This window comes from Streptomyces rectiverticillatus (genome assembly GCF_013394065.1).
Lineage (GTDB): Bacteria > Actinomycetota > Actinomycetes > Streptomycetales > Streptomycetaceae > Streptomyces > Streptomyces rectiverticillatus.
Genome location: NZ_CP040752.1, coordinates 4,748,610 through 4,761,406 on the forward strand (window position 1 = coordinate 4,748,610; position 12,797 = coordinate 4,761,406).

At 71.8% G+C, this 12,797-nt stretch carries 12 protein-coding genes; 4 read left to right on the plus strand and 8 right to left on the minus strand.

The window, feature by feature from the left end; genetic code table 11:
* Window positions 1-20: 20 nt before the first annotated feature.
* Window positions 21-725: a cytidylyl-2-hydroxypropylphosphonate hydrolase gene (gene fomD / locus FGW37_RS20830; RefSeq protein ID WP_179082437.1), complete on the minus strand. Its 705-nt coding sequence runs from the start codon at window positions 723-725 to the stop codon at window positions 21-23.
* A 142-nt stretch (window positions 726-867) separates the two neighbouring features.
* On the minus strand, window positions 868-2,265 hold the full coding sequence (locus FGW37_RS20835) for a class II fumarate hydratase (RefSeq protein ID WP_179082438.1): 1,398 nt from the start codon (window positions 2,263-2,265) through the stop codon (window positions 868-870).
* Between the two features lie 107 nt (window positions 2,266-2,372).
* Between FGW37_RS20835 and FGW37_RS20840 the strand changes: the two genes are divergently transcribed.
* On the plus strand, window positions 2,373-3,899 hold the full coding sequence (locus FGW37_RS20840; RefSeq protein ID WP_179082439.1) for a ricin-type beta-trefoil lectin domain protein: 1,527 nt from the start codon (window positions 2,373-2,375) through the stop codon (window positions 3,897-3,899).
* A 115-nt stretch (window positions 3,900-4,014) separates the two neighbouring features.
* On the opposite strand, the gene FGW37_RS20845 is transcribed toward FGW37_RS20840, so the two are convergent.
* Window positions 4,015-5,676, minus strand: coding sequence for a fumarate hydratase (locus FGW37_RS20845; protein ID WP_179082440.1), 1,662 nt, complete (start codon window positions 5,674-5,676; stop codon window positions 4,015-4,017).
* A gap of 203 nt (window positions 5,677-5,879) precedes the next feature.
* Between FGW37_RS20845 and FGW37_RS20850 the strand changes: the two genes are divergently transcribed.
* Together FGW37_RS20850 and FGW37_RS20855 are read left to right on the plus strand one after the other, a co-directional pair.
* The gene (locus FGW37_RS20850; RefSeq protein ID WP_179084822.1) at window positions 5,880-6,530 is read left to right on the plus strand and encodes a DUF1707 SHOCT-like domain-containing protein; all 651 of its coding nucleotides are present in this window, start codon (window positions 5,880-5,882) and stop codon (window positions 6,528-6,530) included.
* A 204-nt stretch (window positions 6,531-6,734) separates the two neighbouring features.
* Entirely contained in the window at window positions 6,735-7,094 is a 360-nt protein-coding gene (locus FGW37_RS20855; RefSeq protein ID WP_179082441.1) for a WhiB family transcriptional regulator, read from the plus strand.
* Window positions 7,095-7,271: 177 nt separating this feature from the next.
* Here the strand turns inward: FGW37_RS20855 and glpX are convergent, their stop codons facing one another.
* Window positions 7,272-8,303: a class II fructose-bisphosphatase gene (gene glpX / locus FGW37_RS20860; protein ID WP_179082442.1), complete on the minus strand. Its 1,032-nt coding sequence runs from the start codon at window positions 8,301-8,303 to the stop codon at window positions 7,272-7,274.
* Between the two features lie 220 nt (window positions 8,304-8,523).
* On the opposite strand from glpX, the gene FGW37_RS20865 reads away from it, so the two are divergent.
* Window positions 8,524-9,072, plus strand: a complete 549-nt coding sequence (locus FGW37_RS20865) for a DUF4245 domain-containing protein (protein ID WP_246430479.1) — start codon at window positions 8,524-8,526, stop codon at window positions 9,070-9,072.
* A gap of 73 nt (window positions 9,073-9,145) precedes the next feature.
* Here FGW37_RS20865 and FGW37_RS20870 read toward each other — a convergent pair whose 3' ends face one another.
* The 4 genes from FGW37_RS20870 to FGW37_RS20885 form a co-directional block, all read right to left on the minus strand.
* Window positions 9,146-9,736, minus strand: coding sequence for a malonic semialdehyde reductase (locus FGW37_RS20870; protein ID WP_179082443.1), 591 nt, complete (start codon window positions 9,734-9,736; stop codon window positions 9,146-9,148).
* Window positions 9,737-9,819: 83 nt separating this feature from the next.
* Window positions 9,820-10,077, minus strand: coding sequence for an exodeoxyribonuclease VII small subunit (locus tag FGW37_RS20875; protein WP_179082444.1), 258 nt, complete (start codon window positions 10,075-10,077; stop codon window positions 9,820-9,822).
* Window positions 10,078-10,087: 10 nt separating this feature from the next.
* Window positions 10,088-11,320 carry an exodeoxyribonuclease VII large subunit gene (gene xseA, locus FGW37_RS20880; RefSeq protein WP_179082445.1) on the minus strand — a complete coding sequence of 411 codons (1,233 nt, stop codon included), beginning with the start codon at window positions 11,318-11,320 and terminating at the stop codon, window positions 10,088-10,090.
* A 66-nt stretch (window positions 11,321-11,386) separates the two neighbouring features.
* On the minus strand, window positions 11,387-12,748 hold the full coding sequence (locus FGW37_RS20885) for an APC family permease (RefSeq protein WP_179082446.1): 1,362 nt from the start codon (window positions 12,746-12,748) through the stop codon (window positions 11,387-11,389).
* Window positions 12,749-12,797 lie beyond the last annotated feature (49 nt).

Genomic DNA, 12,797 nt, shown 5'->3' on the forward strand with positions numbered 1-12,797 from the left:
CTCCGGGGTTTCGTCACGGCTCATGCCCGGATCCGGGCCGGGGAACGGTCCCAGTCGTCCGGAAGGGCGGGTACGGGCCACGCCGGATCCGGGCGCCAGGCCTCCCAGCCGGCCGCGAACGGCGCGGCCCAGGACTCGATCCGCTCGACGGCGGCCCGCCCGGCCGCCCGCACCCGCTCGGCCTGCCCGGCGGACATCAGGCCCGCCTGCTGCGCCTGCGCGAACTCGTCCTCGTCCTTCCACTGCCAGCTGCGGTCCGGATAGACGGCGATGTCGAGGAAGTGGTCCTCGGAGTCCACGCCGCCCGCCCAGCGGGCCAGCGGCTCCTCGAGGTTCACGTACCAGTTCTTGAACCGCCAGTCACGGTCCCAGAACAGCCAGACCGACCACGGCTCGCCGGGCCGGGCGAGCTTCAGCACGCCCGTGCCGGACCACGGGGAGACGCCCGTGGTGCGGGGCTTGGTATAGCGGGTGACGAGCGGCTCCTGGTGGACCGGGGTGCCGTCGGCGAGCAGCGGGCGCACGCAGGCCGTGCCCGGCGCGACCCAGGCCGCGAGCAGGTCGGCCGTGTCCTGCACGACGGTGACGGGGCGGCAGATGTGGACGCGGTCCGTGGCATTGCCCCGGTAGCGCCAGAGGATCTGGTCCCCGGGCGCCCAGGAAGGCGCGCCGGCCGTGTTCGTGGAGTCCACCGTGCCCGTGTCCGTGTCCGCGTCCGCTGTCATGCGGAGATCCTAGGCGCGGGGCACATGTGTGCGCCGTGATGTGTACCGCACGGCGCCCGTTCACGGGCGACGCGGTGGCGGCGGAGGGGACGTGCGAGCGCGCCCCGGCGGGAGACGCCCGGGCGCGCTCGCCGCCCCCCCGTCAGGACGGTCGCGTCATGCGGAGGACGTCGAGGGCTTCGTCGAGTTGTTGCAGGGTGAGGAGGCCGCGTTCCACGTAGCCGCCGTCGAGGACGGTTTCGCGGATCGTCTTGCGTTCCGCGAGCGACTTCTTGGCCACCTTGGCCGCCTCCTCGTAGCCGATGTAGCGGTTGAGGGGCGTGACGACCGACGGGGAGGACTCGGCGTACTCGCGGGCCCGTTCCACGTTGGCCGTGATGCCGTCGACCGTGCGGTCGGCCAGCAGCCGGGAGGCGTTGGCGAGCAGCCGCACCGACTCCAGGACGTTCTTCGCCATCACCGGGAGCATCACGTTGAGCTCGAAGTTCCCGGCGGCGCCCGCGGCCGCGACCGTCGCGTCGTTCCCGGTGACCTGCGCGGTCACCATCAGGACGGCCTCGCAGATGACCGGGTTGACCTTGCCCGGCATGATCGAGGAGCCCGGCTGCAGGTCCGGCAGGCTGATCTCGGCCAGCCCGGCCCGCGGGCCCGAGCCCATCCAGCGCAGGTCGTTCGCGATCTTGGTGAGGCCGACGGCGACGGTGCGCAGCTGGCCGCTGGTCTCCACCAGGCCGTCGCGCGCGCCCTGCGCCTCGAAGTGGTCGCGGGCCTCCGTCAGCGGCAGCCCCGTGGCGCGGGCGACCTCGGCGATGACGGCGGCCGAGAAGCCGGGCGGGGTGTTGATGCCCGTGCCCACGGCCGTGCCGCCCAGGGGCAGTTCGGCCAGGCGCGGCAGCGACGCCCGCAGCCGCTCGACGCCGTAGCGGACCTGGGCCGCGTACCCGCCGAACTCCTGGCCGAGCGTCACCGGGGTGGCGTCCATCAGGTGCGTGCGGCCGGACTTGACGACCTCGGCGAACTCCTCGGCCTTGCGCTCCAGGGACGCCGCGAGGTGCTCGAGCGCGGGCACCAGGTCGCGGGTGACGGCGGCCGTCGCCGCGATGTGGATGCTGGACGGGAAGACGTCGTTGGAGCTCTGCGACGCGTTCACATGGTCGTTGGGGTGCACGGGGCGGCCCAGGCGCTCGCTCGCCAGGGTGGCGACGACCTCGTTCGCGTTCATGTTGGAGGACGTGCCGGAGCCCGTCTGGAAGACGTCCACGGGGAAGTGCTCGTCCCAGCGGCCCTCGGCGACCTCGGCGGCGGCCGCCTCGATCGCCTCCGCGACGTCCTCGTCCACCACGCCGAGCTCGGCGTTGACCTTGGCCGCGGCGGCCTTGATCCGGGCCAGCGCCTCGATGTGCGCCCGCTCCAGCCGCTGCCCGCTGATGGGGAAGTTCTCCACCGCGCGCTGGGTCTGCGCCCGCCATTTGGCACCCGCCGGGACCCGGACCTCACCCATCGAGTCGTGCTCGATCCGGTACTGCTCACCATCGGTCATCGTCACTACCTCCTGACACACCAAGCGTTTGTCCGGTTCACGGTGTTCCCAAAAAGCACTACCGCCTAGTAAATACCGCGGGTAACAACTGAAATCGGGGAGGCACCATGACACGCAGACCCACCCTGCGCTGTTCACTCGCCGCCGTCGCCGCGTTCGCCGCGGCGCTCGGCGGCCTCGCTGTCACCGGACCGACCGCCCTCGCGGCCACCGCGCCGCCCGCACCCGCCGCCGCGACGCCCCTGTCGCCCGAACTGGAGAAGATCCGCGCCGCCGAAGCGGTCAAGCTCTACGGGGACGCCGCCCAGCGCCCCCTGGAGCAGCGCAAGACCTCGCTCCTCTCGCTCGGCGACAGCGAGATCTCCGGCGAAGGCGTCGGCACCTACGAACCGGGCACCAACGGCCCCGCCAACTGGTGCCACCGCTCGCCCGACGCCGCCATCCACCGCACCTCGATCCCCGCCGACGTCACCTACAACGTCGCCTGCTCCGGTGCCTCCACCGCCAACATCCGCATCGGCGGCAGCAAGCAGTACGCCGACGAGCTCGTCCAGAGCGACAGCCTCGCCGTCAAGGCCCGCAACACCCGGGTGAAGATGGTCCTGCTCGTCGCCGGCGCCAACGACGACCTGCAGTTCGGTCCCGTCATGACCGACTGCGTCACCCGCTACCTGACCCTCCAGGGCACCTGCGAGCCCAAGTACGCCCCCGGCTGGCAGGCCCGCGTCGACGGACTCGTCCCCAAGGTCGAGCAGACCGTGCGGGACCTGCGCACCGTGATGAAGGACGCCGGATACGCCGACGGCGACTACAAGCTCGTCCTCATGGGCTACCCGAGCCCCATCGGCCCCGACTTCGAGGACAACCCCTCCTTCCCCGGCAAGCTCCCCGGCGGCTGCGTCGGCCACACCTCCGACGCCGCCTGGGGCCGCAACTCCGCCGTGCCGGCCTTCGAACGCGGCATGCGCAAGGCCGCGCGCGACACGGGCGCGGCCTACCTCGACAACTCGCGCCTCTTCCACGGCCACGAGGTGTGCATGGAGGACACCTGGGCGCGCGGCCTCTACGTCGACCTGTCCAACCCCTTCCCGCCCGACGCGAACTCCGTGCGGCAGTCCTTCCACCCCAACGCCCGGGGCCACGGCGCGTTCGCGTCCTGCCTGAGCGGGATCTACCGGGCCGGCTACCGCGAGGGCGCCTGCGCCGACCCGGCGAGCACGGGGAAGCCCGTGCTGTACGAGGGCGCGTGGGACGACGCCTTCCGGCCGCTGAAGAACGAGGCCACAGGCACGTGCGTCGACGCCTACGGGGCGAGCAGCCGTAACGGCACCGCGGTCGGCGGCTGGGACTGCACGGGCAGCCGCAACCAGGAGTGGGCGTACGACGCGGGCACCAAGGCGCTGCGGACGGCGCTCTCGCACGACCGGTGCGTGGACGTTCCCGGGGGGAAGTACGCGGCCGGGACGGCCGTGGTGCTGTGGAACTGCCACGGGGGCGGCAATCAGCAATTTGTGCGGAGCGGGTCCACGGTGCGGCCCGCGGCGGCCAGTGGGTTGTGCCTGACGCTGGGGGTGGCGAAGGATCCGGTGCGGCTGCAGCAGTGTGACGGGTCGAGGTCACAGCAGTTCGTGTAGCCCCTGACCCGCCCTTTCACCGTTTCCTTCAGGGGCTCCGCCCCCGAACGCCCGGTCCTCAAACGCCGGACGGGCTGGGTTCTCTCAGCTCGTCCGGCGATCGAGGCACCGGAAGCTACTTCCGGACCGGAATCGACGTGAACGTCGGCGCCGGCGCCGGGTCCACGAAGAAGTCGTTGCCCTTGTCGTCCACGACGATGAACGCCGGGAAGTCCTCGACCTCGATCTTCCAGACGGCCTCCATGCCGAGCTCCTCGTACTCGACGACCTCGACCTTCTTGATGCAGTCCTGGGCCAGCCGCGCGGCCGGGCCGCCGATCGAGCCGAGGTAGAAGCCGCCGTGGCTGCCGCACGCGTCGGTGACCTGCTTGCTGCGGTTGCCCTTGGCGAGCATCACCTTGGAGCCGCCCGCGGCCTGGAACTGCTCGACGTAGGAGTCCATGCGGCCGGCCGTCGTCGGGCCGAAGGAGCCGGAGGCGTAGCCCTCGGGGGTCTTGGCCGGGCCGGCGTAGTAGACCGGGTGGTCCTTGAGGTACTGGGGCATCTCCTCGCCCGCGTCCAGCCGCTCCTTGATCTTCGCATGTGCGATGTCGCGGGCCACGACGAGCGGTCCGGTCAGCGAGAGGCGGGTCTTGACGGGGTACTTGGTCAGCTCGGCGAGGATCTCGTCCATGGGCCGGTTGAGGTCGATGCGGACGACGTCGCCCTCCGACTCCAGATGCTCATCCGTGGTCTCCGGGAGGAAGCGCGCCGGGTCGGTCTCCAGCTGCTCCAGGAAGACGCCCTCGGGCGTGATCTTCGCGAGCGCCTGGCGGTCGGCGGAGCAGGAGACGGCGATGGCCACCGGGCAGGACGCGCCGTGGCGCGGGAGGCGGACCACGCGCACGTCGTGGCAGAAGTACTTGCCGCCGAACTGGGCGCCGATGCCGATCTTCTGCGTGAGCTCGAAGACCTTCTCCTCCAGCTCCTTGTCGCGGAAGCCGTGACCGAGCGGGGAGCCCTCCTCCGGCAGCTCGTCGAGGTAGTGCGCGGAGGCGTACTTGGCGGTCTTGAGCGCGTACTCGGCGGAGGTGCCGCCGACGACGATCGCCAGGTGGTACGGCGGGCAGGCGGCCGTGCCGAGCGAGCGGATCTTCTCCTCCAGGAACTTCATCATGCTCGCCTCGTTGAGCACGGCCTTCGTCTCCTGGAAGAGGAAGGACTTGTTGGCCGAGCCGCCGCCCTTGGCCATGAAGAGGAACTTGTAGGCGCCGCCGTCGGTCGCGTACAGCTCGATCTGCGCGGGCAGGTTGGAGCCGGTGTTCTTCTCGTCCCACATGGTCAGCGGGGCCATCTGCGAATAGCGCAGGTTGAGCTTCGTGTAGGCGTCGAAGATGCCGTGCGAGAGGGCCTTCTCGTCGCCACCCTCGGTCAGCACGTTCTGGCCGCGCTTGCCCATGACGATCGCCGTGCCGGTGTCCTGGCACATCGGGAGCACGCCGGCGGCCGCGATGTTGGCGTTCTTCAGCAGGTCCAGGGCGACGAAGCGGTCGTTCGGGGAGGCCTCGGGGTCGTCGAGGATCTTCCGCAGCTGCGCGAGGTGGGCCGGGCGCAGGTAGTGCGAGATGTCGTGCATCGCCTCGGCGGCCAGCTTGCGCAGCGCCTCCGGCTCGACCTTGAGGAAGGTGCGGCCGTCGGCCTCGAAGGTCGACACGCCCTCGGAGGTGACCAGGCGGTACGGAGTGTTGTCCTCGCCCAGGGGCAGGAGGTCCGTATAGGCGAACTCAGAGGCAGGCATTGCGGCGGATTCCTCACTCGGCAGGCAGTGGTGGCTGGCGTCCTCGACAGCGCGTACCAGCCTAGGGCGCGCGCGGGGGAGTGGTCTTGTGAGGTAAGGCTCACCCGCTCCGACCAGCGGGAATCCCCGGGAAGACCCCGCCCTCTATCGCGATCTATCGCGTTGTGGCTACCCTGCTTGCCGTGGAAGAGCCATCGTCACCCATGTTCGAGAAGAGCCCCCGGCAGAACCGGCCGGCCGTGCCGGAGCCCGGGCTGCGCGCCTCCGACGCCGACCGCGACCGCACCGCCGACGTCCTGCGCGACGCCCTGGGCGACGGCCGGATCACCGCGGAGGAGCACGCCGAGCGGATCGGTGCCGTCTACCGGGCCAGGACCCTGGGCGAGCTGGAACCGCTGGTCCGCGACCTGCCGGTGGACGGCCGCGCCCGGCCGCAGGCCCCCGCACGCCCGCACGCGGCCCCGGCGCACACCGCCGGCGCGGGCCTCGCCGAGAACCTCGTCGCCGTCTTCGGCGCCGCGAGCCGCAAGGGGCGCTGGCGGGTGAGCCGGCGGACGAACGCGTTCGCACTGTTCGGTGCCGTGGAGATCGATCTGACCGAGGCGTTCTTCGAGCAGCGGGAGATCGTCATCAATGCCACCTCGTTCTTCGGCAGCGTCGACATCACGGTCCCGGAGAACGTCACCCTGCGCTCCACGGGCACCGGCATATTCGGCGGTTTCGACGTCAGGACCGTGGAAGCGCCCGACCCCGACGCGCCGGTCGTCTCCGTCACCGGCTTCGCGGTCTTCGGCGGCGTGGACGCCGAACCGAAGCGGGGCAAGCGGCTCAAGAACCTTCGCGCGGGCCGCTGATGGAGGGCCGCGCGCCCTACCACCGTGAACTTACTGCGGGTTACCGCGTTCCGCTCATGGCAACGGTGTGAATAAGCACGCGCACAGCGGGTAAAGCTTGGTGCATCGTCTCTCGTACGGCTGCCGGTGCGAATGGCCGTGCGCAGTGGAGGCGGGCAAGGGTGACTCAACCGGCCAAGCAAAAGCCGTCGTCAGGAGTAGACCGTGCTGCTACCGCATCAGCCCCTGCAGGAAGCCGCCGTACCGTCCCCGCGGATTCCGTCCGCGCGGGATCAGGCCGGCCCCTGGCATTCGGAGGCGGTGTGCCGCCGGGATGAAGCCGGGCTCTTCTTCGCACCATCCAAGGAACCGACGGCTGCCCGTCTGTCGCGCGAAGAGGCCGCCAAGCGCGTCTGCGCCCGTTGCCCGGTGATGGTCGAGTGCCGCGAGCACGCCTTGCTGCAGCCGGAGCCCTACGGGGTGTGGGGCGGTCTCACCGCCGCCGAGCGCCGGGTGGTGCTGGCGCGCCGGCGGCGGCGCGAGGCCGAGCTGGCGCGCACGACGCGGATCGCGGCTGCGGGCTGACGCACGGGAGGCCCGGGTCCTTCCCGGGCGCCCTTTCGTCCCCTTCGTCCCCGACCCGGCGGACGGGCCGACCGAGCCGTTCCTCGCATGCCGGACGGGCTTGAGTGCGGCTGGGTCAGCCGTATCTCAGCCCGTCCGGCATGCGAGGACAAGCGCGCCTTCCGGGGCGCAGGGTGCTCAGCTGGGGCGCTCGAAGTCCACCGTGCTGTACGCGCGCAGCTTCGACAGCCGGTGCGTGGAGTCGATCTGCCGGATCGTGCCCGACTTGGAGCGCATGACCAGCGACTGCGTGGTCGCCGTCTCCGCGCGGTAGCGGACGCCGCGCAGCAGCTCCCCGTCGGTGATGCCGGTGGCCACGAAGAACACGTTGTCGCCGCTGACCAGGTCGTTCGTGTGCAGGACGCGGTCGAGGTCGTGGCCCGCGTCGAGGGCGCGCTGCCGCTCCTCGGCGTCCTTGGGCCACAGCTTGGCCTGGATGGTGCCGCCGAGGCACTTCATCGCGCAGGCCGCGATGATGCCCTCCGGCGTGCCGCCGATGCCCAGCAGCAGGTCCACGCCGGTGCCCTCGCGGGCGGCCATGATGGCGCCGGCCACGTCGCCGTCGGAGATGAACTTGATCCGGGCGCCGGCCTCGCGGATCTCCTTGACGAGCCCGTCGTGGCGGGGGCGGTCCAGGACGACGACCGTGACGTCCTCGGGGGAGGACTGCTTGGCCTTGGCGATCCGGCGGATGTTGACGGCGACGGGGGCGTCGATGTCGACGAAGTCGGCGGCCTCCGGGCCGGTGACCAGCTTGTCCATGTAGAACACCGCGGACGGGTCGAACATGGTGCCGCGGTCGGCGACGGCCATCACGGAGACGGCGTTGGCCATGCCCTTGGCGGTGAGGGTCGTGCCGTCCACCGGGTCGACGGCCACGTCGCACTCGGCGCCGGTGCCGTCGCCCACGCGCTCGCCGTTGTAGAGCATGGGGGCGTTGTCCTTCTCCCCCTCGCCGATGACGACGACACCGTTCATGGACACGGTGCCGATCAGGGCGCGCATGGCCTTGACCGCGGCGCCGTCCGCGCCGTTCTTGTCACCCCGGCCGACCCAGCGGCCCGATGCCATGGCACCGGCCTCGGTGACCCGGACGAGCTCCAGGGCGAGGTTGCGGTCGGGAGCCTCGGGGCTGACCTCGAGCGGGGACGGCAGATGATGCTCGGTCATCGGAACGCACCTTTCTGTACGGCGACGGCCGTGGGACCCCTCTCCCCCGAAAGGGGCAGAAGGTGAGGGTGCTGATGACTTTATCTGTTTACTGCGAGAGTGAGCAGAGGGCCCCACGCATGAGCGGCGTCAAGGTCTCCCGGACGGGTCGCGGACCGGGCTCCGGCGCGCCCCCGGGGCCGCCGTCAAGATCTCCCAGGTCATAGGGGACGATGGGGGTGTGGCAGGTAGGAATCCCAAGGCGCAGACCGTACGCAACATGGTGCTCGCGATGGCGGTGATTATTCCCGTCGCTTTTGTCAGCTACGTGTTCATCCCGCACGACGAGAGCAAGGCCGGGAACGCGGTTCCCACCGTCGACTACCGCGTCGAGCTCGACACGGCGCGGCGCGCGGCGCCGTACCCCGTCGCGGCCCCGGCCGGGCTGGGCAAGGACTGGCGCGCCACCTCCGTCTCGTACCGGGCGGGCGGGTCGGGCGGCAAGGAGGGCTCGGTCTGGCACCTGGGCTTCCTCGACCCGGACACGCAGTACGTGGCGGTCGAGCAGAGCGACGGCCCGGCGGGTGCCTTCATCGACGGTGCGAGTCAGCGCGCTGTGAAGACGGACAAGACGCAGCGCGTGGGCGATGCCACGTGGCGGCGCTACGAGGGCGAGAAGTACAACGCGCTCGTGCGCGAGGAGCGCGGGGTGACCACGGTGGTCACCGGCACCGCGTCCGCGGAGCGGCTCGCGGAAATGGCCGCCGCGCTCAAGTCCGCGAAGGGCTGAGAGAGCGCGACGGCCGGCGCCGCTGCGGGGACGGTCCAAGACCGTCCCCGCGGTTTCATGCTGTCCGGACGGCTCAGACCGTCGTGACGACCTGCTCGTAGGGCAGGCGCGGCGAGCGGGGGTACGAGGCGCCCTCGCCCGGCTTGCCGATGTTGACGATCATCAGCGGGGTGTGGTCGCCGTCCAGGAACTCCTTCTGGACGCCCGCGAAGTCGAAGCCCGTCATCGGGCCGGCGGCCAGGCCCGCCGCGCGGATGCCGAGGATGAAGTAGCCGGCCTGCAGCGAGCCGTTGAGCGCGGCGGACCGCTCGCGGACCGGGCGCTCGGTGAAGAAGACGTCCTTGGCCTGCGGGAAGTGCGGGAACAGCTCCGGCAGCTCCTCGTGGAACTCGTTGTCCGTGGCGAGGATCGCGACGAGCGGGGCGTTGCGGGTCTTCTCGCGGTTGCCCTCGGCCATGAGGGGCGCGAGGCGCTCGCGGGCCTCCTCGGAGCGGATCAGCACGATGCGCAGGGGCGACTGGTTGAACGCCGTCGGGGCGTACTTGACCAGGTCGTAGACGGCCTGGATCTGCTCGTCGGTCACCGGCTCGCCGGAGAAGGTGTTGGCGGTGTGCGCCTGGCGGAAGAGCAGGTCCTGGGCGGCGGCGTCGAGGGCGAGGGACATGGGGAGTGCACCTTCTTGCGTACGGAAGATCCCGGGGGGAGGGCTTACGGGATCCACTGTACGACAAGTAGATGAAACTTCAACTAAAGGCCGGCGTCCTCCGCGGCACCCTCTGCCGCACCCTCCGCCGCCCCGGCCTCCTCCTCGGAGGCCAGCGCCGCGTCCAGCCGCGCCCGCGCGCCCTCCAGCCAGCGCCGGCACACCTTCGACAGCTCCTCGCCGCGCTCCCACAGGGCCAGCGACTCCTCCAGCGTCGTGCCGCCCGCCTCCAGGCGGCGCACGACCTCGATCAGCTCGTCGCGAGCCTGCTCGTACCCCAGCGCATCCGTTGTCGTCGCCATGGCCACCAGCCTATGCGGGGGGTACGACAGCGGACCCCGCAACGGGCCGCACGGTGAACTCGCCCTCCGCGACCCGGGCCCGCAGCTCCTCCTCCGCCGTCACCTCCGCGGCATCCCGCACCACCGAGCCGTCCGCGTGCTGCAGCACGGCATAGCCCCGGCGCAGCGTCGCCGCCGGGGACAGCGCGACCACGCGCGCGTGCGTGTGCGACAGCTCCGAGTCCGCGCGGTCCAGCAGGTGGCCGAGCGTGCGGCGCGCACGGGCGGTCAGCGCATCGATCCGGTCCTCGCGCTCCTCCACCATGCGCTGCGGATGCTGCATACACGGGCGGGCCCGCACCGACGCCAGGCCGCGCTCCTCGCGGTCCAGGTGCGCGGTGACGCAGCGCAGGGCGCGCTCGCGCAGCTGCCGGACCCGGACCAGCTCCTCGCCGACGTCGGGCACCACGCGCTTCGCCGCGTCCGTCGGCGTGGACGCGCGCAGGTCCGCGACCAGGTCCAGCAGGGGGGAGTCGGGCTCGTGGCCGATCGCGGAGACCACCGGCGTACGGCAGGCGGCCACGGTCCGCACCAGGCGCTCGTCGGAGAACGGCAGCAGGTCCTCGACGCTGCCGCCGCCGCGCGCCACGATGATCACATCCACCCCCGAGGCCTTGTCGAGCTCCTCGACGGCCTCGATGACGCGCGGCACCGCGTGCACGCCCTGGACGGGCACGTTGCGGATCTCGAAGCGGACGGCGGGCCAGCGGTGCCGGGCGTTCTCCAGGACGTCCCGCTCGGCGGCCGAGGCACGGCCGCAGACCAGGCCGATCAGCTGCGGCAGGAACGGCAGCGGCCGCTTGCGCTCCGCGGCGAACAGCCCCTCCGCCGCCAGCGACTTCTTCAGCTGCTCCAGCCGCGCCAGCAGCTCACCGACGCCCACCGGCCGGATCTCCGCCGCCCGCAGCGAGAGCTGACCGCGCGGGGCGTACCACTCGGGCTTGGCGTGCACGACGACGCGCGCGCCCTCCGAGACGATGTCGGCGACCCGGTCGAAGACCGCGCGGTAGCAGGTGACGGACAGCGAGATGTCGTGCGCCGGGTCGCGCAGCGTCAGGAAGACGACGCCGGCACCCGGGCGGCGGGAGAGCTGGGTGATCTGCCCCTCGACCCACACCGCGCCGAGACGGTCGATCCAGCCGCCGATGAGCCGGGACACCTGCCCCACCGGGATCGGGGCGTCGGGGGACGTGTTGAGGGCCATGCAGTGAGCGTAGTGGGGGGAGCTGACACGGACGGGCCCGTCGGTGCCGCACCGCGCAGTACCGTCCTACGCCGGGCCCTTGCGGAACACCTCCGCTCCCAGCACCCCCAGCCCCGCCACCAGCCACAACCCGCCCACGACCTGCGCCGTGGCCGACGCCTCGGCGATCACCGCGATCACCACGGCCAGCCCCAGCAGGGGCACCACCACGTGCCGTACGGGCCGCAGCTCGCGACCCCGCCTGCGGACCGCGAACCAGCCGATCACCGACAGGTGCAGCAGCGCGAAGGCCACCAGCGCACCCACGTCCACCACCGAGACCAGGCGGTCCAGGCCGTCGTCGCGCCGCGCCGCCCACACCGCCGCCACCAGGTTGACCACCGCCGCGCCCAGCACCGCGATCCGGGGCACGCCCGAGGCCGGGTCCACCTTCGACAGCAGGCCCGGCAGCCTCCTGTCCCGCGCCATCGCGAACAGCAGCCGCCCCGCCGCGGCCTGCCCCGCCAGTGCCGCGAACGCCGCCCCGACGGCCTTGCTGACCGCCACCAGGTCGTGCAGCCACGTGCCCGTCGCCGAGTCCACCGTGTCGTAGAACGCCGATCCCTGCGCGGCCGGGTCCGCCGCCAGCTCCGCCGCCGACATCGGGGCGAGCAGCGCCGCCAGGTACGTCTGGACGATGAACAGCACGCCCGCCACCGCCAGGCACGTCATCACCGCCCGGGCGACGCGCTCCGAGCCCCCTGCGGCCTCCTCCGCGAACGCCGCGATCGCATCGAAGCCCAGGTACGACAGCACCGCCACGGACACCGCGGCGACCACCGCGCCCATGGCGAAGTCCCCCTCCCCGGTCAGCGGCGACAGCCAGCCGCGCCGGGCCCCGTGCTCCGCGAGGGCGAACACCGCGCACGCGACGAAGACCAGCAGGACGGCGATCTCCATGGCGAGCACCAGGAAGCCGACGACGGCGGCCGTCCGCACGCCCGCCAGGTTCAGGGCGGTCGTCACCGCCACCGCGACGGCCGTCCACACCCACTGCGACACCGACGGCACCAGCGCGTGCAAGGCGATCCCCGAGAAGAGGTAGGCCACCGCGGGGATCAGCAGGTAGTCCAGCAGCGCCATCCAGCCGGCGATGAACCCCGGGCCCTCGCCGAGCCCCACGCGCGCGTACGTGTAGACCGAGCCGGCCTGCGGGGCGACGCGCACCATCTGCGCGTACGAGAAGGCGGTGAAGGCCATCGCCACGGTCGCGACGACGTAGACGAGCGCCACCGCCCCGCGCGACTTCGCGTCCAGCGTGCCGAAGATGCCCACCGGCGCCATGGGGGCGATGAACAGCATCCCGTAGACGATCAGGTCCCGGAAGGTGAGGGTGCGGTGAAGCTTTCCGTCGGTGCCGCCGGGGGGTGCGGTCACGGGTGCGGTCATGGGCTGCCCCTAGAGCGGACGGAATCGCGGCTTCCGTCATCGTGCCCCA